Origin of the sequence: Brevibacillus sp. IT-7CA2 (assembly GCF_949767855.1) — a bacterium.
GTDB lineage: Bacteria > Bacillota > Bacilli > Brevibacillales > Brevibacillaceae > Brevibacillus.
The window spans coordinates 20,912-44,144 of the sequence record NZ_CATKQT010000008.1; the positions used below are offsets into that span (position 1 = coordinate 20,912).

Genomic DNA, 23,233 nt, shown 5'->3' on the forward strand with positions numbered 1-23,233 from the left:
CCTCCTGCGCTCATTCTTCGTCGTTTATTGTACCACATTTGCTAACAAGGACTGGAAAAAGGGAAGAAAAAAGAGGAGCCACTTGGCCCCTCTACGTCGCGGTTTCCAGCTGTTCCACTTTCAATGCTTCTCTCAGCTTGCCCAACGCCCTGCGCTGAAGGCGGGATATATGCATCTGCGACATCCCCATGATGTCCCCAGCTTGCTTCTGACTCAAATTTTGATAAAAAGTTAATTGTATGATTTCTTTTTCACGGTGATCCAAAATTTGCAGGGCCCGCTCCAGCATCAGATTCTGCTCGACTGCTCCGTACCCTTCCTCTGTCGACCCCACTAGGTCGAGTAAAGAAATGGTGTTGCCATCCAGATCCGCTTCCAGCTCGCTGTCCATAGAGAGAGAATGATAGCTGCGCCCCATCTCCAAGGTTTCCAGAATCGCTTCCTCTGTAACGCCGAGGCTGTTGGCAATGTCCGCAATTTGGGGAGATCGCTGCAGCTTGATCGTGAGCTCGTCGACCACCCGTTTGATCTTCGGGCTCAGTTCCTTTACTCTTCGCGGAACATAGACACTCCATGTCTTGTCCCGAATATAGCGCTTAATCTCCCCCACGATAGTCGGGATCGCAAAGCTCTCAAATGTCCGCTCAAAGCTAGGGTCGAACCGACGAAAGGAAGCAAGCAGGCCGATTAATCCGACTTGCACGAGGTCTTCATACATGACTTGTCCGCGAACAAACTTCTTCGCTAACGATTCCACAAGAGGAGTATAGGCCCTCACCAGTTGGTCCTGTATCGCAGGATCTTTTGTTTCACCATACAGGTGGATGAGCTCCTTCAACTCCTCTGGACTATATTTCTGCTTCCGCGATTGTCCAGTCATTGCCAGCCACCCCATCCTGCCGAACATACTTGGTCATGGAGACTACTACCCCTGATTCAGAACGAGTCTCCACCTCATCCATAAGCGTGTGAATGAGATAGAGCCCAAGCCCGCCCTCACCCAAATCCTCTATGCTTTTCCCTGCATAAATCGGCGTCAGTTGCTCAGCAATGAACTCATTTGAAAATCCAACGCCCTGATCGCTTACCTCGATCACCAATCGATCTTCATAAACGTGGCATTGGATATGAATGGAGCCAGGATTCTCTGTTTCCTTGTATGCATGTCTTACTACATTCGTGCATGCTTCTCCGACGGCAAGCTTGATATCCTCAATCTCTTCATAAGAAAAGCCCATACGGTTGGCTATACCGGATACAGTCAGACGCGCTACTCCCAAATACTCCGCCTTGCTTGGCAAAGTCAATTGAATCACGTCTGCCTGAGGTCGATTTGGACCCATTACTCGCTCTCTCCTTTGCGGATGGCAATATGATCGTATAAGCCAGTAATGCGAAATAGCCTTTCCACACGCGGAGACAATTTGTGCACCCCAAATGTACGATTTCGTTGGATGCACTCTTTCATAATCCCGATGAAAATTCCAATTCCGGTACTGTCCATGTATTCTACTGCTTCCAAATCAACCGTTATGTGATTGATATCCGGTTTGTTGACGAGTGACATGAGTGTTTCCTTAACTTTCGGTGCTGTAAAAGCATCAATATCTCCACCAAGGACCACTCGGTGCTCAGTTTCAAGGCTCGTTGTCTCAATTAGCAGGTCCATCTGCGTCTACCCCCCGTACGTTGCTTAGGTTCTTCGAAGTACAATCATGGTGTAATCATCCAGCAGGTTAAACTGGGAGAGCAGAAGCAGTCTATTGTACAGGCCGTTTGCCATCTTTTGGGCAGATTCGCCTACCTCTTTTTGCAAATGGTGTACAAGCTCTTCCCTTTGCAAATAATATCGGTTATTTTTGCATTCTGTTACACCATCCGTCAGAAGAATCAGAACATCATTTATTTCTAAACGAATCTCCTGAACCTCGTATTCACTGCTCGGACATAAACCGAGTGCATTCCCTCGCCCTTCGAGATCGTAAAACTTTCCTTCGGCCGACCTGTACAAAAATCCTGGCTCGTGTCCTGCCATGGCATAACGGAAACAGTGTTCCTTCGAGTCGTAACTGCCAAACATCATCGTCACAAACATGCTCGGATCAATATTTCTTCCCACGATCCGGTTTAAATGGTGCAGCATTTCATCGGGACCCAGCTCCATTTGTCCAAGGCTGTCTATCGCATATTTCACCATCGACGTACACATCGCAGCAGGCATTCCTTTCCCGGTAATGTCTGCTATGGCGACGCCGAAACGACCTTCGGTTTGTTCAATGAAGTCATAATAGTCGCCTGAGATTTGTTTCGCGGCAATACTCACTACGCCAATCTCCAGTTCTGGATAGACTGGAACCTCACTTGGCAAAAGTGATTGCTGCATCGCTTTCGCCACGGCTATTTCCGATTCCATCTGCTGATGCCTATTGCGCCAGCTGTTTACGGATCGGTGCTCGTTCCCATATTCAATCATGACCTCTGTCAAAATGGAGAAGGAGGAGCGCACAAACTCTGGCACTTCCCCGAGCTGCTCAAGCGCTTGCGCATGCAAATCAGTTATTTCTTCTGGCGAAATATCTTGAGAAAGCATCCATTTGCCCAATTGCTGGGCTCCGTAAAGCTGGTCCTCCCCTTGAGCACTCAGGTAATCCCGAAGAATTTTTACATACTCTTCCTGGAAGCTCCGGGTTACCATTTATCTCATTCCTCCTTTGCTTGATCGCTCCACTTCACAACAACGACACGCGTCCCTTCTCCCAGGGTACTGTGGATCTCAAATTCATCCATCATGCGCCTGACACCCGGCAATCCGGCCCCGAGGGCACCCGAAGTCGAATAGCCATCATCTAACGCCTGTCGAATATCAGGAATCCCTGGTCCGCTGTCATTCGCTGTTATTTGCAAGCCGATCACTCCTTCGCTCTCAATAGGCGAAATGATGATCGTCCCCGTACCCGCATACAAATAAATATTGCGAGCCAATTCAGAGATTGACGTGGCGATGCGGGACTGCGTGATCGTGCCAAAGCCAAACAACTTCGACATATTTCGCCCCACTTGCCGCGCCGTCACGATGTCTGATTCTTGTTCTATATTGATTGTCTCAGGAGAAAAGTCTGCCACAACCAAAAAAACCCCTTCCGCCTCGCTTGGTAGGTAGAAATGAGTTTTTTCTCTACCTCGAAAAATAAATCATATTGTGTCACATTTTGTCTTATATTCTCTTTTCGAACAGTTCGCTGTGCACCTATAAAATCCCTGCAAATTTGACAGCAAAAAACCACTTGCTTCACTCAAGTGGCTTTTCCTATCAATTAGTCTGATCTTTTTTCACACGTTAAAAATCAATGAGTCCTAAACTGATTTGCAAGGATTCATTAACCCGATCCATCATCTCGTCATCGAGATGCGTAATTTTATCAGTTAGACGTTGTTTGTCAATGGTTCGTATTTGTTCCAATAGAATAACGGAGTCACGATCAAATCCATAAGTTTTTGCGTCAATTTCCACATGCGTAGGCAGCTTCGCCTTTTGAATCTGCGCCGTAATGGCTGCGACGATGACCGTCGGACTAAATCGATTTCCAATGTCGTTTTGAATGACTAAAACAGGCCGTACGCCTCCTTGCTCAGAGCCAACGACCGGGGACAGGTCCGCGAAAAACACATCGCCACGTTTGACAATCACCAGTCACACCCCGCTAACTAAGCGGACAAGAGTATGGTCAGCCTCTTCTTCAGCGCCAAAAGCCTCCGATGCCATATTCAGATTGATTTTCGCCATCTCCATGTACCCTTTTTGCATGGTCTCACGGATTGTGCGTTTTTTTCGCTCTTTCAAATACAAATGCATCGCTTGACGAATAAACTCGCTGCGATTGGATTTTTCCTTTTGAATAACGCCATCCACTTCCTGAAGCAAGTGTTGTGGCAAGCTGATCATGATGCGTTTCGTGTTTGACTTCGACAAGACAAATCCACCTCCAACCATGACCGTAACTTCCATCCGCTATGCTGGTTCTAGAAAGAACAGCCAATATGAACAATACCATTATGTCGAATCCATTGCAAAAATATACCTACTGTCGCTTTTTCGGTGAGAAAACGTGAGTGTAAACAATCCAAAGGTGCAGTGAAGACTTCGTTTACCCAAAAAAGCCAGCTTTTTCGCTTAACTAGTATTCGTGTTCCACGGGAAAAATCCTGCTGTTTTTCCTTGCTAGTTATTTACATTTTCACGGGACGAGTGCTTCATCGTCAATGGGTGAAATACGTCAGTTACTTTCAGGTCGCGCAAATAGAGGCGCGGAATTCGGTAATTCAGCATACAAGGAACCTCATAATTGATTGTTCCCAGCAATTCGGCAATTTCATCCAAAGAGATTTCCTCGTCCCCCTGCTTGCCATACAAGACGACCTCATCATTGACCGCTGCTTCTGTCGAATTCAGGCTGACCATGATTTGATCCATGCAAACTCTGCCTGCAATCGGGTAGCGCGATCCATTGTACAACACCTCACCACGATTGGACAAAAGGCGAGAATAGCCATCTGCGTATCCGATCGGCAGCGTTGCAATCCACTCGTCAGGCTTTGCTGCATACGTAGCACCATAGCTGACCGTGAATGGCTCATCTGCCTTCTTTACGTGGGCAATTCTGGTCTTGAGCGCCAGGGCGGGGGCAAGAATGACATCCGCACGTTCTTTCATGTACACAGAAGGATACAATCCGTATAAACCTATGCCTAAACGAATCGTATCATACCCCCAATCGGGAAATGCGATAGCCGCAGCCGTATTGCAGCAATGAACAGTCGGCAATGTTTTATTTGCTTCACGCAGTACTTGCAAAAAGGATTGAAACAAGTCGTGTTGTCGTCGCACATGGGTTGTATCTGGTTCATCCGCGCAGGCAAAATGCGTAAAAATGCCTGTCCACTTAAGCTTAGAGCATTCTTCAAGGGCACCTACAACCGCAAGCAAATCTTCCGTTGTCCGAACGCCCAAACGTCCCATTCCCGTATCGGTCTTCACATGAATCCCGACAGGCTTGTGATCGTTTTTCTGAAGAATGTCGTTCGCTTCCGTGATCCATTCGACGCTGTAAGCGGTTAACTCCACTTCCAGCTCGCTTGCAGTGACAATGGATTCGACAGGTGTGTATCCCAACACTAAAATCGGCGCAGTGATCCCTGCCCTCCGCAAAATCAGCGCTTCATCGAGCAATGCGACTGCAAGTGAATCTGCACCGCTCGCCAACGCTTCTTTTCCGACATGGACAGCGCCATGACCATACCCGTCTGCTTTCACAACAGCCATAATACCCGTTTTTTCTGGCAAATGGCGTTTGAATGTCTCGAGGTTCGCCCGGATGGCATCCAAATCAACCTCTACCCAAGTGTCACGACAAAACGATTTCATTCCTATCTCCTCTTGTTCCCTTTTTTATAGTAAAACAAGCGTTCATTTAAATGACTGAGAAATTGCCTGGAAACCATCAGTGATTCCTTTTTGCCGCCTACACGATAAAAATGACGGCCTTCATAAATTTGCTCGACTTCAGACAGCGGGTAGCTCTTTTCCTGCCCTGACATGGAAATAATCAGGTGTGTCTTGGTCAGCTTGTACACCGGACGTAATACCGATTTGTACAGAAACGGAGACAATCCAACAACGGCAATGGCAATGGCGAAAACAAGCACTTTGAATCGCGTGTCATTGGTCGGGAAAAATTGAGCGAGAATCATCATCCCCAGCACAAACATGACAGTCTCGTTAATGCGCATTTTCCAGCTTTTTCGCAGGAGCATGTCTTTGTAGGTCGATGCTTCCTCGTACAAAACTTCGTTAGACGGTTTCTTCATGTAAAGCATGCCACCTCATTCAATAAGTTACTCTGAATGTATCGTGTTTTCCCGCTGTGTGTCAATTCGCGGATTGTCCTTTCATCTCATTCGCACGTTGGTTTTTATGTACAAATCGGCCCTCATCGACCAATCCCGAGGAAATAGAAAAGCAGATGGGATTAGCTCCCACCTGCTGACTTTTCTACATGGTTTCCTCCTGGTCTTTTTCCCCTTTTTCATGTCTTGGGAAAACGACTTTTTCAAAGCTGCCATCCACCATCTTTTGCACCATTGCTGCCAATTCCTCGCTGCGCTTGTCTGCTTGCTCCTGTGTAAGCTTGCCTGCCTCTACTGCTTCTTTCAGCTTGGATTCATGCTGACCTACCAAGAGCTCGATGACGTCATCCACTTCTACGCCTTGTTCCTTGGCGATGGTCGCCAACGATTTTCCTGCTTTTTGCTCTTCCTTCAGCTTGTCTGCATCCAGCTTGAGGAGGGACAGCAGTTCTTCATTTTTCTCGATGCCCATTCCTTTACCCGGCCCACGTCCGTGATGCGTGTTTTGCACCATTTCTTTTACTCGTTCGCTCGCTTTTTCATTCATCTTGTCGGCTTGCTCCTGAGTGAGCTTGCCTGCCGCTACCGCTTCTTTCAGCTTGGTTTCCTGTTGTTTTACCAAAAGAGCCACCAGATCATCTACAGATACGCCTTGAGCCTCTGCGATTGCAGCCAGCGATTTGTCCGCTTTCAGTTCTTCTTGGAGTTTATCGGCGTCCAGCTTCAAGAGGGACAGCAGTTCTTCGTTTTTCTCGAAGCCACCGATGAAGCCTCCTTTGCCGAAGCCTTTATCCGGTTTCGTGTTTTCTACCTGTTCCTTTACGCGATCGCTCAGATTTTCAGACAGCTTATCTGCCTGCTCCTGCGTCAGTTTGCCTGCTGTTACTGCTTCCTTCAGTTTGGCCTCTTGCTGTTCAACCAGAAGTGCCACGACATCAGCGGTGTCAACTCCCTGGGCTTGTGCAATCGCTGCGAGTGTTTTCCCTGCCGCAAGCTCTTCTTTCAGCTTGTCAGCATCCAGCTTCAACAGCGAGAGCAGCTCTGTATTTTCTTTGAAGCCCACTCCACCGTGGTGGCCCATCTTGCCTGTTTTGAATTTTACTTCTGTCGGTTTATTCAATGAAGTTGGCTTTGCTGAATCGGCTGCCATTGCTCCGCCTATGCTACCCAGACTTAGAACCACTGCCATCGTTCCCATCAGCATTCCCATTTTCGCTTTGCTAAACATATACACTCAACCCTTTCGTCTTTGCTCGTGTAGTGTGCTTGCTCTTTGGTACAAGACCAAGTGTACATGGGTATTTTTAGATTCCCGTTTGAGAAAAAAGGAAAACTTGAGGGAAAATCGTAGAAAACTATGTCAACATAGTGGAGGAAAAGAAAAAGCACAGTTCTCTTCGACTCTGACACGCCAGCGGGGGGATTCACTGGCCGTCTCCACTCCAAAAAGGGGACCGTCGATCCAAAGCCACCCTACGGGCGGAAGTTTCTCAGGGAAGAAGTGTTCGACAAGCGTGGTCCCCTTTTTGGAGTTCCGACTGGGTAGGCGTTGTCAAGGTCTGCGAGCCCTGTGCTTTTTCTTTTCGCCAGCTTTTTTGAGTCATCGCTTCTTTAAAAACTTAGGAAGTTCATTCTTTCTTCTCCCTTGGGAAGAAATGCATTTCCAGTCCAAGCGCCTCTGGAGCCCGACCTAGTTCCGAAATAAATGACGGGGGTTTTCAGCTTCAACCTCTGCGAGTACGTCATCGAGATGACTACTTTTGAAGCGCTCCCGTCATTTATTTCGGAACGGACAGTCCATCCTACAGCGGGGCGTAGGCCGAAGCGTAGACTGAAAATGCGCTTCTTCCCCTCCACTGCAGCCACTTTCCGTAAAAATAGCAAAAGAGGACGGCATTCACCGTCCCCTCTCCCACGTTTTTATTTCGCGCTAAGGCCATATGTCGACTGTGCGACATTCACCATTTCTTCCTCAGGAAGATCTCCTGCGATTGTATATTCGATGCCGTCGAGCTCCCATGTCAGAAGTCGCTGATTTTCACCTGTCTGCGCAAGCACACCAACCGTAAAGCCGAGGTTCACAGGCATACCTTGCTCATATGACACAGATGCTGCTGTCGGGCGTCCTTCGATTACCTTGTAGTTGTAGGCCCCTTTGTAGGTCAAGATGACTTTTCTCTCCCCATCACGGGTAACTGGCTCAATATCACCTTGCTTAACCCCTTCTGGCATATAGGTAGGGACGATGACACCGAATTGGCTGTTCGGCTGTTTTACGACCTGTCCATTTGCTGGCGCCATTGTTGGGATCGTTGTCAACGAGCTTGTTGTCATGTTGCGTTCTTTGTCAAAGGCGTCTTTGTCAAACATAGGGTTGAACGAAAAATCAGTGAAATCAATCCGTACGAGCGGATTCATGCTAGCGTCCATAATTTCAGCGTGCGTCGGTTTGAAATCTTCTGTCAGCCAAATTTTTTGCTTTGTCAAAGAACGATTGCCGCTGTAGTTCGCTTTTACTTCGAATACATACTGTTTTTCATCCATCTTCATTTGGCGCTCAGTGTCATCGATAATGCTCTTGGCCAGCGTTTCGTATAGATACAACGGTCCGTTGTTCTCAGGCCAGCCACTTTGGAAGCGGAAGCTCTTGTTCAGATGCGGGGTCAGTACAAAGACTCCTTCATTGTTTCGCAAGATGATTTGTGTAATGCCACGCTGCTTCGAGGTGAGAGCTACCCGATAGTTGGTTGGCTTTTCATACCAGACCTGAACATCGTACTCCATGGGGGTAGAGCCTGTCTGCATGGTCAAAACAGCCTGAGACTTGTACCCAGTCATTTTTCCCAGCGTACCGTTCAGGTCGCTCACCACATCTTCTGGTGTTTTCTGACCGAAACAACCGCCGAGGAACAGGGTGAAAACCAACAATAACACCAGTGGTAAAGCTACCCGTTTCATTCAATGAACTCCTCCTTGTCAATATTTTCGACAAAGAAGGGCATCCCTGTCTATTTCCTGGGAAATCTGTCAGTCTCTCGCCCATGCAGCGCATATCGTGTCAATTGTTGCGAATGGATACGAAGTTGGCGATATATCGCTTGGATCGGCTACAGACTTAGCCTTCCGTGTAAGAGCAGGTAGTCCCTCCTGATCTACGCGATATAAATGTATGTCCATCCTCGTCCCAATATGCAGACAAGTTTATCGAGGTTGTTCAAACATCTATCGTTCTTCTACAATTACTTGTGCAATCGCGTGTGTCTGGCTATGCGAAATGCTCACATGAATATGAACGCGAGCAGGGTCCAGATTGAGTTTGCTGTACACCTCGTGCTTTATAGTCATGATCGGCTTGCCCGAATCATTCGGGAGGATTTCCATATCCAAAAAGCTGAGTACAGCACCAATTCCTGTACCAAGAGCCTTTGCTCCCGCTTCCTTGGCAGCAAATCTGCCTGCAACCATTTCCGCCTGTCTCGTCTCTGCCTTTCCATGCAGGAGCTGTTGTTCATCTGTGGTCAAAAAGTGTTTGATCGCACGCTCTTGTCTTTTTATCAAAGTAGCGATTCGCTCTATTTCCACAATGTCTACGCCTGTTCCAATGATCATGAGCAATTGCCTCCTAGTAGGCTGATTTACGAATCACAGTATCATCCACTTCCACGCTTTTGCAAGTGCGAGGATAGAAACCACATTCCACACATAGACTTTACGTAAAAATAAGAAAACCCCCGCAAATTGCGAGGGCTTTTTGTCCGCTGGCTCCTACTCAGTAGCTTGGCCAGAAGATTGTTGTGCAGCCGATTGTTGGTTTTGACGGCGAACTTCCGCAACATTTGTCTCACTCGCGAACTCAGTCGCAGCGCCTTGGGAAGCAGCGCGTTGTGCGGATTGTTGGTTCTGACTACGAACCTCTGCTGCGTTTGTTTCACTTGCGAATTCAGTCGCAGTGTTTGCTGCTTGGCTAGCTTGGTTCGCTTGGCCCATACCTCTGTTTTGTTTAGGCATCGTTACATTCACCTCCTCGACGTCACTGAATATAATTTGTACAGCCCCCTATATATGTATCCATCCTCATTTTTCCAAATCATGCTGTTGCTTACTTGCTTTGTCGCGACCGATCATTCATATTGGTAAGAGTAAGGCTTCTACTCTGCTTTTGAAAGGAGCGATTCTGTATGGCTCACAAGGTTATTATCTATACCCAAGTCACTTGCGGTCCTTGTCAGGAAGAAAAAATGTGGCTGACTTCAAACAACATTGCTTTCGAAGACAGAGACATCCGTCAAAACGAGGCTTATTTCCAGGAAGCCATTCAATTAGGCGCCAGCATGACACCTGTTACCTACATTGAAAAGGAAAACGGCGAGCAAATTGTCATCCATGGATTTGACAAGGAAGAACTAAAAAAAGCGTTGGATCTCAATTGATCCAACGCTTTTTACGACTGATCAGCCAAATGAAGGTTCACTTGTAACAGATTTTTGTTTGACGACTGGCGACATGTCCGGCAAGTTAGACAAAATTTGCTTCACTTCAGGACTGCATTCCGCATTGACGGAGTAATAAACCCATGGTCCCTTCCGGCGCTCTTTGACCAAACCATGAGTTTTTAGCTTAGCCAAGTGCTGGGAAACAGAAGGCTGGGAAGTTTGCAAAATTTCCACGAGATCACGGACACATAAGGACTGTACTTGCAGGAGAGCCATGATCGTCAAGCGCGTCTTGTCACCAAGTAGCTTATAAGTCTCTGACAAAAACAGAACCTGCATCAAATCCATTTCCATAAGGATACCCACCTTTGCCTTACATATCTGTTTATCAGTATACTATATGGCTTATATGATGGGGAAGATAGAACGCAAAAGTTATGTGAATCCTGCTTATACATCTTGCTTTTTCATCGCCTCAATGATCTTGTCCGCAGTGCGCGCAGCCAGCGCCATGACTGTATTTGTCGGGTTGCTGCCACTCGAGGTAACGAACGTAGAAGCACCCGCTATGAAAAGATTGGGTATGTCATGTGACTGCCCATATTCATTCACAACAGAGCTTTCCCTGTCATTCCCCATTCGGCATCCCCCCATGAGATGAGCGGTATCAGACACCACATGCTCCGGCTGCCCCCCCATCGCTTCTACAATCCGGTTCATTTGCCCAATAGCATGCTTGTACAGCTGTTTGTCGTTCTCCTGATAACTGAACGTTACCGTAGGGATTGGCATTCCGTATTCATCTTTTTCCCCAGAGAGCGTCACTCTGTTATCAGGATGAGGCAGTACTTCCCCGACCAAGGTAATCCTCGCGTACATATTGTAATCCAGCATGGTCTCTCGAAGCTGTTTTCCCCATAAATACGAGCCGTCTTCCCTCTCGGCAGCAATAGCAGCCGCCATCCCGACAGGACGTGACCCGTGTGCACTCAATGTATATCCGCGGGCAAATCCTCGTTCCCGGTCCGTCTCATAAAAATGCTGGGTCAAAGCAAGGACAGGTGTGCCTTTATACAGTCGCACTTCCTCCGGTAGTCGTCCATATACATCATGACTGGAGTGGGGCATAATTGCTTTTCCTACCCATCCACTCGAATTTGCCAGCCCTTGCGGAAACTGAGCATTCGCCGAACTGAGCAGCAATCTGGGAGTCTCCACCACAAACCCGGCCAAAATAACCACACGAGCCATTTGCCTGTGCGTCAAACCATTATGGTTGAACAACACGCCACTGATCCGGTCGCCAGCCATCAAAATTTCCGTCACCATGCAGTCGGACAGCACCTCTGCCCCCTCCGCTATCGCTTTGGGGATATGATGAATCAACCCGCTGTACTTGGCATTCGGCATGCACCCTTGATTGCAAAAGCCACGGTTGATACAGGGGGGACGCCCATCAAAAGGACCCGATAAAATCGCCAGAGGGGCAACCACACTCTCGATCCCCAGCTTCTCGCATCCTTCCCGGAACAGTTGGGCATTGGCACTGATTGGCTCCCGAACCGGGTACGGATACGGGCCTTGAAAGGAACCCCACGGAAAATGATTCGGACCTGAGACCGCAATCTCACGTTCAATCTTGTCGTAATACGGGGCAAGATCCTGATACGTAATCGGCCAGTCTTCCCCTACGCCGTCTACGGTCTTTGTCTTAAAATCACTCTCGTGGAAACGCAGGAACACCCCCGTAAAATGCACGGTGCCTCCCCCAATTCCCCGTCCTGAGTTGTTATGTCCCAAACGCAGCGGGTCATTGCCTGCTACTAGCCTCGTTTCCTGCCAGGCCAATCTCCGCATCGACAGCTCATCACTGGCAAAATCGTGTTGCGGGTCCCAAAACGGCCCTGCTTCCAGTACGACCACTCGCAACCCAGCCTTTGCCAGCTCATAAGCCAGCACGCCCCCTGCCGCTCCAGCGCCTACGATACATACATCTGCGTCATCGGCGTATTTTCTTTGATCCACAGGAGTGGGGCGATGAGTAATCGTATGATGGTCATGACTCGTCATTTGCTTTCGCCTCCCATGGGTCCGTCAATCCTTTTTCCACCCGTACATAGCCACGCGGATAAGCTGGTCCACCGTAGCCGATATCCGACCAGACCAACGGATGTGAATAGTACGCACTGACAGTGTCATGCAGCAGCCGCTTGAAAAAATCTGCGGGAACCAAGTCTGTCCACACCTCTTGGTTTTTGATGCCCCCATTCGCCACCTGCTGAAGAACCGCTTCCTGCTGGTCTAGCTTCAACGCAACGAAGTCAGTTCCATAAGCCGCATGACTCTCCGCATCAATCCCTTTCAAGCCCGAGCGGTAGAGCTCTTTTTTGGGTGGAACTCCGACCTTTCGTTGCGACTCACCGATATTACTAGCTGTTGTATTATCCAGATGCTCCACCACAAAGGTCAGCACCTCCAAGCGGTGATCATGGACCAATACGCCTACGACTGTCTGTAAGAGCAAGGATTCAGGCTTCGTAAAAAATTGATTGGCGATCGCGGGCATTTTTCTGGCCCCTACTACTTTCCTGGTGTGAGCATCCCACTCTGTATGCTGGTCCCAAACATCATAGGATGGGTAACGTCCAGGCTTCTCCATATCCTCTCACCCCTTCGAAAACGCTTTTTACCAAAATAGCGCAAGAAGCCCTAATGCTGACATTGCCGTGATCAGTAAAGGAAGAATCACAGGAGGACCGACGAGAAAATTTTGACCTTGTGAATAACCTCCCACACGCTGCCCAACCCCGACCGTATGCAAATAAGCTCCGTACAAACCACCAACCATGCCAAGCACCATCATCAAGGCAAACACCCAACGCAGCCACCCCGCATTCACAAACGATAAAACAATAGCAGTAACCGCAAATACAGGGAGCTCAAGCACAGGAATCCACATTGCCCAATGTCGGAAGTTTTGTCTGGAGTGAAAAAGTGTTACCTGAACCGCAATCAGGGCAAACGCCAATCCAGCAAAAAGAATTAGTACGCGTTCGATCGGCCAGCCATGCCACATGGAAACATCCTCCTTTTTACGTAGGTTGCGCCTATTTTTTCCGTCCTTGTCAGGTCCTATTCTGCCTATTTTACTGCAAGCAGCATGATGAATAGAAAAAGCCTGCTGACTATTAACCAGCAGGCTTTCATTCCCTATGAAAAATACACCAACGTCAAATACAATCCAAGCAAGGTTACCATCAATGTCGGTACGGTCAAAATAACCCCCGTCCGAAAGTACTGCCCCCACGTAATCGTCACGTCTTTGCGTCCCAAAACATGCAACCAGAGCAAAGTCGCCAGTGATCCAATCGGGGTCATTTTCGGCCCCAAATCGCTCCCAATCACATTCGCGTAGATCATTGCTTCCCGCAACACTCCGTCTGCCTGTGTCCCTGCAGTTGCCAACGCGTTGAACATGACTGTCGGAAGGTTGTTCATGACAGAGGAAAGAGCAGCAGCCAAAAAGCCTGTTCCCAAGGTCGTTGCCAATAAACCATGCGCCATGAACCAATCCAAGGTTTCCTTGACCAAGTCAGTCAATTTCGCGTTGTGCAGCCCCCACACCACTACATACATGCCAATCGAAAAAACAACAACTACCCACGGTGCTTCTTTCATAATCCGCCCCATGGCGATCGCTTCACTTTTTCTTGCAGCCAAGCAAAAAATGATAGCTGCCCCCGCAATGATGATAGAAACGGGCGTATGGATGGACTCGCTAATAAAAAAACCAATCAACAGGACCGCAAGAATCGGCCACGCCAGGCGAAACATTCTGTGGTCGCGAATCGCTTCCTCCGGATTTTTCAGATGGGAAAGGTCAACCTGCGCTGGAATGCTTTTGCGAAAATATAGGTACAAAACCAGCAGACTTCCACCAATCGAAAACAAAGTCGGAATGATCATTTTGGCCGCATACGCAGCAAAGCCAATATCAAAGTAGTCAGCGGAAACAATATTCACCAGATTGCTAATTACAAAGGGCAAAGAACTCGTATCTGCAATGAACCCGCTCGCCATGACAAATGCCAAAACCGTTTTCCCATCCAGCTTCAGTGCCCGCACCTGTGCCAACACAATCGGTGTCAAAATCAAGGCTGCCCCATCATTCGTAAACAGGGCGGAAACGAGTGAACCAAGCAGGATGACATAAACGAACATAAGCCGCCCATTCCCTTTGGCAAAACGAGCCATATGGAGCGCAGCCCATTCAAAAAAACCGATTTCGTCCAATACGAGCGAGATGATGATAATCCCAACTAGTGCTAGTGTTGCATTCCAAACAATGGAGGTTACCTCTGCAACATCACCGATCGAGACTACCCCGATCGCCAAGGCCAACAGTGCTCCACCCACAGCCGGATAACCAATCGATAGCCCCCGTGGTTGCCAGATGACCAATGTCAATGTGATCAGAAAAAGGAAGAATGAAATCCAAACCACTGCATGTATCTCCTTTCCAAAAACAAAAAAGAACGGACCTCGAAAAGTCCGCTCTCCTACCATACTACAAATTGAAATGATCTGAAACGTCAAGTAATGGAATTCTTTAAAGTAAAATGTGGCCACCTTCTACATGAAGTACAGTTCCGGTTACAAAACTATTTTGGAGCAGGTATAGTACGCTTTGTGCGACGTCTTTCGCTTGTCCAACTCGCTTCACAGGGAGCTTGTCTGCCAATGTTGCATAGAAATTTTCGCGCACGTCTTCAGGCATTTTGCTGCGTGATGGCGTATCAATAATGCCAGGTGAAACGATATTCACTCGGATTGGTGCCAGTTCTAAGGCGAGGGTTTGCCCCAGATTCGAAACCGCCGCATTGACTGCGCCAAGGACAGACGAACCAATCATCGCTTTGTAGGCGACAACCCCGGAGAATAAGGTGATGGAACCGTTTGTTGCAATCTTCGGCGATCCGTACTTCGCCGCGTAGTATTGACCCCAAAATTTGTTGTCGAACAGCTTCCGCGCTTGGGCTGTATCCGTTTGAAGGAATGAACCACCTGATGTTTCCGCTGCGCTGACGACCAGATGATCAAATGTGCCTACTTTTTCAAAAAAGGCCTGAACCTGCTGCTCATCGGTGGTATCTAGCGTATACGCCGAGGCTTTGGAGCCCAGACTCTCTTTTGCCTTCTGCAATTTTTCTTCGGAGCGGCTGGCAATGATCACTTCTACCCCTAGCGCTACTGCCTGTTTGGCTGTCTCCAAACCAATTCCGGAGCTGCCGCCGATGATGACTATCTTTTGATTGTGCAACATAACATGATCTCTCCCTTTTACTTTGAGATTTTCATTAGAAGCTCAATACCTGTTTGAGATGCGACTCGAGTTCGGATACAAATCGGTCGATCTGCGGATTTTTGATGACATCATAGCAAGCAAAGCTCTTTACAGGTTGCATGCCTAAAAATTCCTGTACGCGGTGCAAATGGCTGATTGCATCTTCCAGGCTTTCCCCTTTAAAAAATTGGGTCGGATCGTTAAATGCTTTTTCTGGAGCATTCCAAGTCGTCGAGAACATATATTTTTTGTCGGTTAATAAGCCGCCTCTTCCGTATTGATTAGCACCTTTGAAAAACAAGCCGTACGCATATACTTCATCCATATATGTCTTCAATAACCCAGGGACACTGAACCAGTAGATGGGGGTTTGATAAATGATCATATCTGCCCAGAGAAATTTCTGGTGTTCTTCTTCCATTTTGTATCCATTTTGAATAATGGTAGTTCGTACATGGTTCTCTTTCTCGAGCAGACTCACCATATGATCCATCAACGTTTGGTTCAGTTTCCCCTCTGATGAGCCATATTTTTGGTGACCATTGATGATAAGGATTTTTTTCATTTTTTACATCCCCTTTACGTTAGGACTTTCAATTTTCCGCTACGACGCCAATTTGTTGCATAAAAGTTAAATTGTCTTCCAGGTGCCAGTCTTCAACAAGCTTCCCATCCTTGATGCGTAAAACATCGATCGCCATAAATTGAATAGGCTTCCCGGTCAAAGGTTTTCCCATAAACTCGCCTTTGCTCGTACCCGTAAAGGAAAGACGAGCTGTCACCTTGTCCCCCACTACCAATAAATCCTCAATTTTGCATTGCAAGTCGGGAACTGCTTTCCGAAAGTTGCGAGAAGCGAATAACAAGCCATCGGGGCCTTGAGGTCTTCCTTTCGGCAACGTGTTATCTATGAAACTTGGAGAAACGGTTTGTACAATGAGATCCTCATTCCCAGTGTTCCAGAATCCGTAGAAACGTTGAGCAGCCTGTACCATTTCGGTAGCTTTCGTTGCGTTCAATGAGGAGTCAATCGTCATTGAAACGGGTTGAGGAAGATCCTTCAATAGTTGAATGTCTGTCTTGGAGGACAACTCAGCAGTTTGATTATCATAAGCAGACGTTTTCGAATCAGTAGCGCATGCTGTTGCGAACAGCATCGTCCCGAAGATGACAGCAATACCAGCTATCGAACTAATTGTTTTGGTACGTGGAATCATGTTGTTCTATTCAGCTCCTTATCTAGAGTGGAAGGATCGGTTTACATTGATATTGTAATGACATTAACTTCATTTATGGAAGTAGTGATATTTAATTCATATAGTTTCCGAAAAGATACTATTGCGCTATAATAGCCAAAAAAACCTAAAAAAATTTTTTTGGAGGATATTCCGATGAACGTTCTTGAGCCAATCGAACTGAACAAAGGAACCCCGGGCCAACCTTGCCCCATTGCCAAAACGCTTGACGTAATAGGGACCAAATGGACCTTTTTAATCATTCGGGACCTGCTTATCGAAGGAACGCTGCGTTTCAGCGACCTGCTGAAATCCATGGATGGGATTAGTCCGAAAACACTGTCGCTCAGACTGAAGGAATTGGAGGAGCACGGCATATTGGAAAGGAAGGTGTTTCCGGAAGTCCCTCCGCGCGTGGAATATACGTTAACGGAGAAAGGGAAACGATTGGAAGGTATTTTTATTGAGTTAAAGAGATTCGGGTTACATTTATAAACGTTATAAAATCAAAAAGAGCGGACTTCGAAAAGTCCGCTCTTCTTCCATCATGCTTATTGAATTATCCGAAACGTCCGGTAATGTAATCCTCTGTTCTTTTGTCACGAGGATTTTGGAAGATCGACGGAGTACTGTCAAACTCGACTAGCTCTCCATTCAAGAAAAACGCAGTCTTATCGGAAATACGTGCTGCCTGCTGCATGTTGTGCGTCACGATTACAATCGTATAACGGTTCTTCAGCTCTTCCAACAGCTCTTCGATTTTAGCTGTAGAAATCGGGTCTAAGGCTGAGGTTGGCTCATCCATCAAAATGATCTGTGGCTGAACAGCCAGTGCCCGTGCGATACAGAGGCGTTGCTGCTGTCCACCAGAAAGCCCTGTTGCAGGCTTTTTCAATACATCCTTCACTTCATCCCAAAGCGCTGCTGCCTTGAGGCTTGTCTCTACCAACTCGTCCAGCTTGTTACGATCGTTCATGCCATGAAGTCTCGGCCCGTACGTGATGTTGTCATAGATGCTCTTCGGAAAAGGATTCGGATGCTGAAACACCATGCCGATATTTTTGCGAAGTCGTTCAACTTCTACGCGATTACTATAAATATCCTCATCGAACACTTTTACCGTTCCCGTAATTTTGGTGTTCGGTACAGAATCATTCATTCGATTCAACGTCCGTAAAAATGTAGACTTACCGCAGCCTGACGGACCGATTAAGGCTGTAATGGAATCAGGCTCTACATCCAGATTTATATTATAGAGGGCTTGCTTATTACCGTAGAAGAGATTCAACTCTCTCACCGAAATAACGCTCATACGGTCTTCGCTCCTTCGTGGTTGTTACGTCCTTTTACTTCCCCACTATAGCGCACCAATGTTAGGTTTCCGTATGAAGTTTATTAAGTTTCAATAAAGATTTCGTCTTAGGACTTTTTACATAGGTCATCTTACATTAAGTTATGGTAAATCTTGCTGGTAAAGCATATACGCTCCTCTAGGTACCCCCTACAATAAAACTGAACGTTTTGACGAATAAGGGGAGAACAATGAATGCCAGACATAAGAAAACTATGGGGTCGCTCGTCGTTTCATTATCGTTCAATTTTCACCAGGCTTTTTGCAGGCATTATGGGGATGCTAGTCTGCATGATGGCAATCGCCGCCTTCTTCATCAGCTATCAATCCGAAGCCACACTCAATGAAAAAACAAAGCAGCAATTACACGAGGCATCAGGTGCAGCTCTACAGAAAGTACATAGCAGGGTCTATGACATCGTAACCGCCTTGCAATCATTTGCTTCCACTTATAAAAACAGCAAGATCACTAACAGTCAGATCTTTGGCATTTTTACAGATATGTCGGCCAGCAATCCTACGATTTCCGAATTACAGATCGTCACCACAGACGGACGGTATTTGACCTTTCCGGGATCACCCCTCGACAGTTCCTACGATCCGCGAAAAATGGACTGGTATGTGGGGGCATTGAATCAACCACAGCAAGGGCTTTTTGTCTCAGATGTCTTCCAGTTTTCCGAGACGGAGTTTCCCAAGATCGCCGTCTCACTCCCTTTACGCAATGAAGACGAGGAGCCCGTAGGCGTCGTCGTGGCATTTGTCTCTGTCCCGAAGCTGAGCGAATCCATCGGGCAGATTAAACTGGGGGAAACCGGATATGCCATGATTGTTGATCAACAAGGCAAACTGGTCGCTCATCCCGATCAATCCTACGCGTTGCAGCGCCCCCTTCTCTCGGAGCTTGCGATCGTGCAAAACGTCATCGCTGGTCAATCTGGCTACGAACCGAGCAGGATCAATGGGGTGGACTCTTTTGCCGCCTATCAATTTGACCCCTCCTTGAAATGGGGAGTGATCGTCGCACAGTCGGTATCCGAGGTAAAAAAAGAGGTCCGTCGCCTTCAGCTAACCATTTTGGCCGTCTCACTCGTCGGACTCGCTGCACTCGCACTAATGCTGTATGTGTACGTACGTCGAATCATCAAGCCAATTAAGGAAGCACAACAAAAAATGTCCGCCTTTAGCGAGGGCGATCTCCTGCAAACCATGCACGTACAAAGCAATGATGAAATTCGCCAGCTGGCTGACAGCTTCAATCGAATGAGTGAACAAATCCGGACGATCATCGGTAAAATCCAGTATGTCATCTCAGACGTCAAACAAGTAGCCGATCATGTGGGAAAAGGCTCCCGCCATTCTCACGCCATGCAGTCAGAAGTCGTATCCGTAACAGAGCGACTTGCTCAAGAAATGGACAACCAACAAGAGCAGATCGATGATATCCACGCCACAATGGCCGGCATCACACAAGAAATGTCTCGGATCACAGACTCCATGGAAAAAGCAATCGTACAGAGCCAGGAATCACGTCAGCAAAATGCCAAAGCAGCAACCTCCATTGACTTGCTAAAAGAAAATATGCACAGTATCTCAGAAGATATGAAGGCTTCTATGCATGCCATGTCCTCCATGAGAGAAAGCATGAGCGACATCAACGAAATGCTCGGTTTGATTTCCGCCATCTCCAAGCGAACCAAGCTTTTGTCCTTCAATGCCCGAATCGAAGCTTCCAGGGCAGGACAAGCCGGAGTCGGCTTCAGCGTCGTAGCAGACGAAATTCGCTTGCTGTCCGATCAGACCGAAGACGCATCGGCCCGTATTCAAAAGGTAATTGAATCAGGGGAAGAACGAATGGAGCACGTAGCCACCTGCTTGCAAACGACCGATCATGCTACTGTAAATGGCATTCAAACCTTGCACCAGGCCGCTTCTATCTTTCACAATACAATCGAGCTCAGCGAAGCGTTGACTGCGCAATTTGAATCGATCAGAATGCTCACAGGAACAATCTCGACACAGAGCCAAGCCATTTCACAGCGGGTAGACAATCTGTCTGCCTCTGCACAGCAAGTAGTATCAGGCACGCAGCAAGCCGTAGCCGCCAATCAAGAAAGTCTATCCTTATCGGAGCAATTTCTCGATGACTCCCTGCGTTTGGCAGATATCGTTGAGGATCTGGAGCAAGCGATCAAATTTTTCAGAGCGGATGACAATCCCACTCTCCAAAAACATTCATAATGATAAGAAAAAGCCCTCCCGCAAGCACATGTGCTCGGGAGGGCTTTTCTTTTCTATTAACCAAATCGTCCGCTAATATACGCTTCGGTTTTTTCGTTCTCAGGTGATGTGAAGATTTTCCCTGTCTCATCCATCTCGATCAGCTCACCCATCAAGAAGAAGGCGGTTTTCTCAGAAATTCGCGCTGCCTGATGAAGGTTATGGGTAACGATCACGATCGTATACTCATCTTTTAGCTGCATGACCAGCTCTTCGATTTTCATGGTAGAGATCGGATCGAGAGCGGAAGCCGGTTCGTCCAAAAGCAAAATGGTCGGCTGCATCGCGATTGCACGCGCGATACAAAGCCTTTGCTGCTGTCCACCGGAAAGGGAGAGCGCAGAGTCGCGAAGACGATCTTTTACCTCATCCCAAAGCGCTGCTTTTCGCAAGCTCGACTCAACCAATTCATCCAAATCACGTCTACTGGTCATCCCGTGGAAACGCGGTGCAAATGCGATATTTTCATAGATCGATTTAAAAAATGGATTCGCACGTTGGAACACCATTCCTACCACTTGGCGCAAACTCTCGATGTTTACTTGCGAACTGTTAATGTCGATACCATCTACAATAATGGAACCCTCTACACGACAAGAAGGAACCAGATCATTCATCCGGTTCAAGCTCCGTAGAAGCGTCGATTTCCCGCATCCGGACGGACCGATAAAGGCCGTCACGGAGTTGCGTTCAATATCCATTGATATATTTTTTACGGCGTGCTTCTCTCCGTAGTATACATTCACGTTATTCGTCTGAATGATCGTTTCTTGCATGGTCAGTACGGACATGGCTGCCACCTACCTCTTCTTAGTTTGATCCTGACGTCATCTTTTTGTAAACCCAATTCCCGAACCAACGAGCGGAAAGGTTAAAGAGCAAGACGGCAATAATCAGAACAGCAGATGCGCCATCTGCGACATCACGCGCATCCGGTGTCAGCCCCTCGCTGTTTACCTTCCAAATATGCACGGCCAATGTCTCGGCAGGACGGAACGGGTTCAACGGAGAGGTCGGACTATTCAATGAGAAGTCGGTGAAATCCAGATTCGGTGAAGACATCCCCGCTGTAAACAGCAAGGCAGCCGCTTCCCCAAATACACGGCCAGATGCCAGAATGGCACCCGTAATGATACCTGGGAGTGCTGCTGGAAGGATGACAGACACGATGGTACGCCATTTGGTAATACCAAGCGCGAGACTCGCTTCCTTTTGACTGCGTGGTACGTTGCGCAGTGCATCCTCTGTTACACGAACCAAGAGTGGCAGGTTAAATACCGTCAGCGCAAGTGCTCCACCAAACAGGGTATAACCCCAGCCAGTCATATTTACGAACACAAGCAATCCAAACAAACCAACTACGATAGACGGAAGGGAAGACAATACTTCTATACTCATGCGGATAAACTGTGTAATCTTATTATCCGGCGCATATTCAGCCATATAAATGCCTGCTCCGATCCCGAGCGGCAACGCGATCAGCATGGTCAGGACCAGCAAGTACAACGAGTTGAAAAGCTGTGGTCCAATCCCGCCCCCCGCATTGACAATATCCGGTGGAGAGGTCAAAAAGTCAAGATTCAGCTTATGCCAGCCTTGTGAGAGAATGAAGCCCAATAGTCCCACCAGGGTACCGATAATCAGTACGGCAATCAGTGTCAAAACAACAGTAGCAACGCGGTCCATCAGTCTCGCTTTCATCTATTTCGCCAACCTCTTTCTGCCCAACAGGCGCAAAATCACGATAAAGATGAAAGACATCGCTAAGAGCAGCAAAGCCATTGACCAGAGAGCGTTGTTATACGGAGTTCCCTGAATCGTATTCCCCATGTTCAATGTAATACCGCTAGTGAGCGTACTGATCGGTTCGAGCAAACCGCCTGGCAGCTTCGTTGTGTTACCGATAACCATTTGCACAGCCAAAGCTTCTCCAAAAGCGCGAGACATTCCCAAAACAATGGCCGTCAAACAGCCAGGAAGTGCGGAATGCAACACGACATTCCAAATGGTTTGCCAGCGAGTAGCACCCAGCGCGAGCGAAGCGTTGCGCAAATCTTGCGGAACAGCCTCAATTGCATCTGCTGCCACACTCGTAATGGTAGGCAAAATCATCAGGGCAAGAACAAGTCCCCCTGCCAATAAGCTGAAGCCAAGAACATCAAATTGTTCCCGAATAAATGGAACAAGCAAAGTTAGTCCAACATAACCGTAAACGACCGATGGGATACCAACCAACAGCTCGATAACCGGCTTCAATACTTTTTTCCCGAAGCCCGGAAAGATCTCTGTCATAAAAATAGCGGCGCCGATTCCAAGTGGTGCGGCAATCAAAGCAGCCAGTGCCGTTACGAAAAACGAACCAAGAATAAAAGGCAGGACACCATACGCGGATGGTTCACCTTCTGGATCCCATTTGTCATGGGTTAAAAATTCTTTGAAGCTTACTCCATCGACGAAGAACGTCGAGAGCCCTTTTGAAGCTATAAAATAGGTGATGGATAAAACAACAATAACGAGCAAACCCGCACAAATCATCGCGATGGTTTTGCCAGTAATATTCTCTGTCTTTTGACGCTTGTTCGTTGTCAGCATTTTTTGCGCAATCATCGATTGACGCTCTGTATTTACCCCTTCAGTACGATGGCTCATGTTCTCCCTCCTGGAAAGAAAACGACTGTACGCAAGC

At 47.6% G+C, this 23,233-nt stretch carries 28 protein-coding genes; 3 read left to right on the forward strand and 25 right to left on the reverse strand.

Annotated features, from left to right (window positions below):
* Nucleotides 1–91 precede the first annotated feature (91 nt).
* From sigB to ACM6JA_RS05250, 13 genes are all read right to left on the reverse strand, one after another.
* Nucleotides 92–880, reverse strand: a complete 789-nt coding sequence (gene sigB, locus ACM6JA_RS05190) for an RNA polymerase sigma factor SigB (protein WP_414851458.1) — start codon at nucleotides 878–880, stop codon at nucleotides 92–94.
* Nucleotides 849–1,343 (reverse strand): anti-sigma B factor RsbW, encoded by a 495-nt coding sequence (gene rsbW, locus ACM6JA_RS05195; RefSeq protein ID WP_414851459.1) that lies wholly within the window; start codon nucleotides 1,341–1,343, stop codon nucleotides 849–851. The genes sigB and rsbW overlap by 32 nt, the downstream gene beginning before the upstream one ends.
* The gene (locus ACM6JA_RS05200) at nucleotides 1,343–1,669 is read right to left on the reverse strand and encodes an anti-sigma factor antagonist (RefSeq protein ID WP_414851460.1); all 327 of its coding nucleotides are present in this window, start codon (nucleotides 1,667–1,669) and stop codon (nucleotides 1,343–1,345) included. Before ACM6JA_RS05200 ends, rsbW begins: the two co-directional genes overlap by 1 nt.
* 24 nt (nucleotides 1,670–1,693) lie before the next feature.
* Nucleotides 1,694–2,695 carry a PP2C family protein-serine/threonine phosphatase gene (locus ACM6JA_RS05205; RefSeq protein ID WP_414851462.1) on the reverse strand — a complete coding sequence of 334 codons (1,002 nt, stop codon included), beginning with the start codon at nucleotides 2,693–2,695 and terminating at the stop codon, nucleotides 1,694–1,696.
* Nucleotides 2,696–2,700: 5 nt separating this feature from the next.
* On the reverse strand, nucleotides 2,701–3,129 hold the full coding sequence (locus ACM6JA_RS05210; protein ID WP_414851463.1) for an anti-sigma regulatory factor: 429 nt from the start codon (nucleotides 3,127–3,129) through the stop codon (nucleotides 2,701–2,703).
* A 208-nt stretch (nucleotides 3,130–3,337) separates the two neighbouring features.
* Nucleotides 3,338–3,688: a type II toxin-antitoxin system PemK/MazF family toxin gene (locus tag ACM6JA_RS05215; protein WP_005830205.1), complete on the reverse strand. Its 351-nt coding sequence runs from the start codon at nucleotides 3,686–3,688 to the stop codon at nucleotides 3,338–3,340.
* Between the two features lie 3 nt (nucleotides 3,689–3,691).
* Nucleotides 3,692–3,991, reverse strand: a complete 300-nt coding sequence (locus tag ACM6JA_RS05220; protein ID WP_007721089.1) for a CopG family ribbon-helix-helix protein — start codon at nucleotides 3,989–3,991, stop codon at nucleotides 3,692–3,694.
* 228 nt (nucleotides 3,992–4,219) lie between these two features.
* On the reverse strand, nucleotides 4,220–5,422 hold the full coding sequence (alr, locus tag ACM6JA_RS05225; RefSeq protein ID WP_414851464.1) for an alanine racemase: 1,203 nt from the start codon (nucleotides 5,420–5,422) through the stop codon (nucleotides 4,220–4,222).
* 2 nt (nucleotides 5,423–5,424) lie between these two features.
* Nucleotides 5,425–5,865 carry a hypothetical protein gene (locus tag ACM6JA_RS05230; RefSeq protein WP_414851465.1) on the reverse strand — a complete coding sequence of 147 codons (441 nt, stop codon included), beginning with the start codon at nucleotides 5,863–5,865 and terminating at the stop codon, nucleotides 5,425–5,427.
* 184 nt (nucleotides 5,866–6,049) lie between these two features.
* Entirely contained in the window at nucleotides 6,050–7,132 is a 1,083-nt protein-coding gene (locus tag ACM6JA_RS05235; protein WP_414851466.1) for a hypothetical protein, read from the reverse strand.
* A 692-nt stretch (nucleotides 7,133–7,824) separates the two neighbouring features.
* Nucleotides 7,825–8,862, reverse strand: a complete 1,038-nt coding sequence (locus tag ACM6JA_RS05240) for an outer membrane lipoprotein-sorting protein (RefSeq protein WP_007721096.1) — start codon at nucleotides 8,860–8,862, stop codon at nucleotides 7,825–7,827.
* 264 nt (nucleotides 8,863–9,126) lie between these two features.
* On the reverse strand, nucleotides 9,127–9,513 hold the full coding sequence (acpS, locus tag ACM6JA_RS05245) for a holo-ACP synthase (protein ID WP_007721097.1): 387 nt from the start codon (nucleotides 9,511–9,513) through the stop codon (nucleotides 9,127–9,129).
* Between the two features lie 156 nt (nucleotides 9,514–9,669).
* Entirely contained in the window at nucleotides 9,670–9,912 is a 243-nt protein-coding gene (locus ACM6JA_RS05250; RefSeq protein WP_007721099.1) for a gamma-type small acid-soluble spore protein, read from the reverse strand.
* Nucleotides 9,913–10,082: 170 nt separating this feature from the next.
* Between ACM6JA_RS05250 and ACM6JA_RS05255 the strand changes: the two genes are divergently transcribed.
* Entirely contained in the window at nucleotides 10,083–10,334 is a 252-nt protein-coding gene (locus ACM6JA_RS05255; RefSeq protein WP_007721101.1) for a glutaredoxin family protein, read from the forward strand.
* A gap of 21 nt (nucleotides 10,335–10,355) precedes the next feature.
* On the opposite strand, the gene ACM6JA_RS05260 is transcribed toward ACM6JA_RS05255, so the two are convergent.
* The 8 genes from ACM6JA_RS05260 to ACM6JA_RS05295 all read right to left on the reverse strand — a co-directional run bounded on the left by ACM6JA_RS05260 (nucleotide 10,356) and on the right by ACM6JA_RS05295 (nucleotide 16,898).
* Nucleotides 10,356–10,691, reverse strand: a complete 336-nt coding sequence (locus tag ACM6JA_RS05260; protein WP_007721103.1) for an ArsR/SmtB family transcription factor — start codon at nucleotides 10,689–10,691, stop codon at nucleotides 10,356–10,358.
* Between the two features lie 96 nt (nucleotides 10,692–10,787).
* On the reverse strand, nucleotides 10,788–12,407 hold the full coding sequence (locus ACM6JA_RS05265; protein WP_414851467.1) for a GMC family oxidoreductase: 1,620 nt from the start codon (nucleotides 12,405–12,407) through the stop codon (nucleotides 10,788–10,790).
* On the reverse strand, nucleotides 12,394–12,996 hold the full coding sequence (locus tag ACM6JA_RS05270; RefSeq protein ID WP_414851468.1) for a gluconate 2-dehydrogenase subunit 3 family protein: 603 nt from the start codon (nucleotides 12,994–12,996) through the stop codon (nucleotides 12,394–12,396). The genes ACM6JA_RS05265 and ACM6JA_RS05270 overlap by 14 nt, the downstream gene beginning before the upstream one ends.
* Before the next feature lie 27 nt (nucleotides 12,997–13,023).
* Complete coding sequence (locus ACM6JA_RS05275; protein WP_414851469.1) at nucleotides 13,024–13,413, reverse strand: hypothetical protein; 390 nt, start codon at nucleotides 13,411–13,413, stop codon at nucleotides 13,024–13,026.
* Between the two features lie 134 nt (nucleotides 13,414–13,547).
* Nucleotides 13,548–14,840: an arsenic transporter gene (locus ACM6JA_RS05280; RefSeq protein ID WP_414851470.1), complete on the reverse strand. Its 1,293-nt coding sequence runs from the start codon at nucleotides 14,838–14,840 to the stop codon at nucleotides 13,548–13,550.
* A 106-nt stretch (nucleotides 14,841–14,946) separates the two neighbouring features.
* Nucleotides 14,947–15,660: an SDR family oxidoreductase gene (locus tag ACM6JA_RS05285; RefSeq protein ID WP_414851471.1), complete on the reverse strand. Its 714-nt coding sequence runs from the start codon at nucleotides 15,658–15,660 to the stop codon at nucleotides 14,947–14,949.
* 34 nt (nucleotides 15,661–15,694) lie between these two features.
* Complete coding sequence (locus ACM6JA_RS05290; RefSeq protein WP_414851472.1) at nucleotides 15,695–16,246, reverse strand: NAD(P)H-dependent oxidoreductase; 552 nt, start codon at nucleotides 16,244–16,246, stop codon at nucleotides 15,695–15,697.
* Between the two features lie 28 nt (nucleotides 16,247–16,274).
* Entirely contained in the window at nucleotides 16,275–16,898 is a 624-nt protein-coding gene (locus ACM6JA_RS05295; RefSeq protein WP_414851473.1) for an ester cyclase, read from the reverse strand.
* Nucleotides 16,899–17,072: 174 nt separating this feature from the next.
* On the opposite strand from ACM6JA_RS05295, the gene ACM6JA_RS05300 reads away from it, so the two are divergent.
* Nucleotides 17,073–17,411, forward strand: coding sequence for a winged helix-turn-helix transcriptional regulator (locus tag ACM6JA_RS05300; protein ID WP_007721121.1), 339 nt, complete (start codon nucleotides 17,073–17,075; stop codon nucleotides 17,409–17,411).
* A gap of 64 nt (nucleotides 17,412–17,475) precedes the next feature.
* Here the strand turns inward: ACM6JA_RS05300 and pstB (ACM6JA_RS05305) are convergent, their stop codons facing one another.
* On the reverse strand, nucleotides 17,476–18,228 hold the full coding sequence (pstB, locus tag ACM6JA_RS05305) for a phosphate ABC transporter ATP-binding protein PstB (protein WP_414851474.1): 753 nt from the start codon (nucleotides 18,226–18,228) through the stop codon (nucleotides 17,476–17,478).
* A gap of 234 nt (nucleotides 18,229–18,462) precedes the next feature.
* Here pstB (ACM6JA_RS05305) and ACM6JA_RS05310 point away from each other — a divergent pair, with 234 nt between their 5' ends.
* Nucleotides 18,463–20,508, forward strand: coding sequence for a methyl-accepting chemotaxis protein (locus tag ACM6JA_RS05310; RefSeq protein WP_414851475.1), 2,046 nt, complete (start codon nucleotides 18,463–18,465; stop codon nucleotides 20,506–20,508).
* A gap of 56 nt (nucleotides 20,509–20,564) precedes the next feature.
* On the opposite strand, the gene pstB (ACM6JA_RS05315) is transcribed toward ACM6JA_RS05310, so the two are convergent.
* From pstB (ACM6JA_RS05315) to pstC, 3 genes are read right to left on the reverse strand one after another with little or no spacing between them, the layout of a single operon-like run.
* Nucleotides 20,565–21,338: a phosphate ABC transporter ATP-binding protein PstB gene (gene pstB, locus ACM6JA_RS05315; protein ID WP_007721128.1), complete on the reverse strand. Its 774-nt coding sequence runs from the start codon at nucleotides 21,336–21,338 to the stop codon at nucleotides 20,565–20,567.
* A gap of 19 nt (nucleotides 21,339–21,357) precedes the next feature.
* Nucleotides 21,358–22,248: a phosphate ABC transporter permease PstA gene (gene pstA, locus ACM6JA_RS05320; protein WP_414851476.1), complete on the reverse strand. Its 891-nt coding sequence runs from the start codon at nucleotides 22,246–22,248 to the stop codon at nucleotides 21,358–21,360.
* Nucleotides 22,249–23,196: a phosphate ABC transporter permease subunit PstC gene (pstC, locus tag ACM6JA_RS05325; RefSeq protein WP_007721130.1), complete on the reverse strand. Its 948-nt coding sequence runs from the start codon at nucleotides 23,194–23,196 to the stop codon at nucleotides 22,249–22,251. It abuts the gene before it with no gap.
* Between the last annotated feature and the right edge of the window lie 37 nt (nucleotides 23,197–23,233).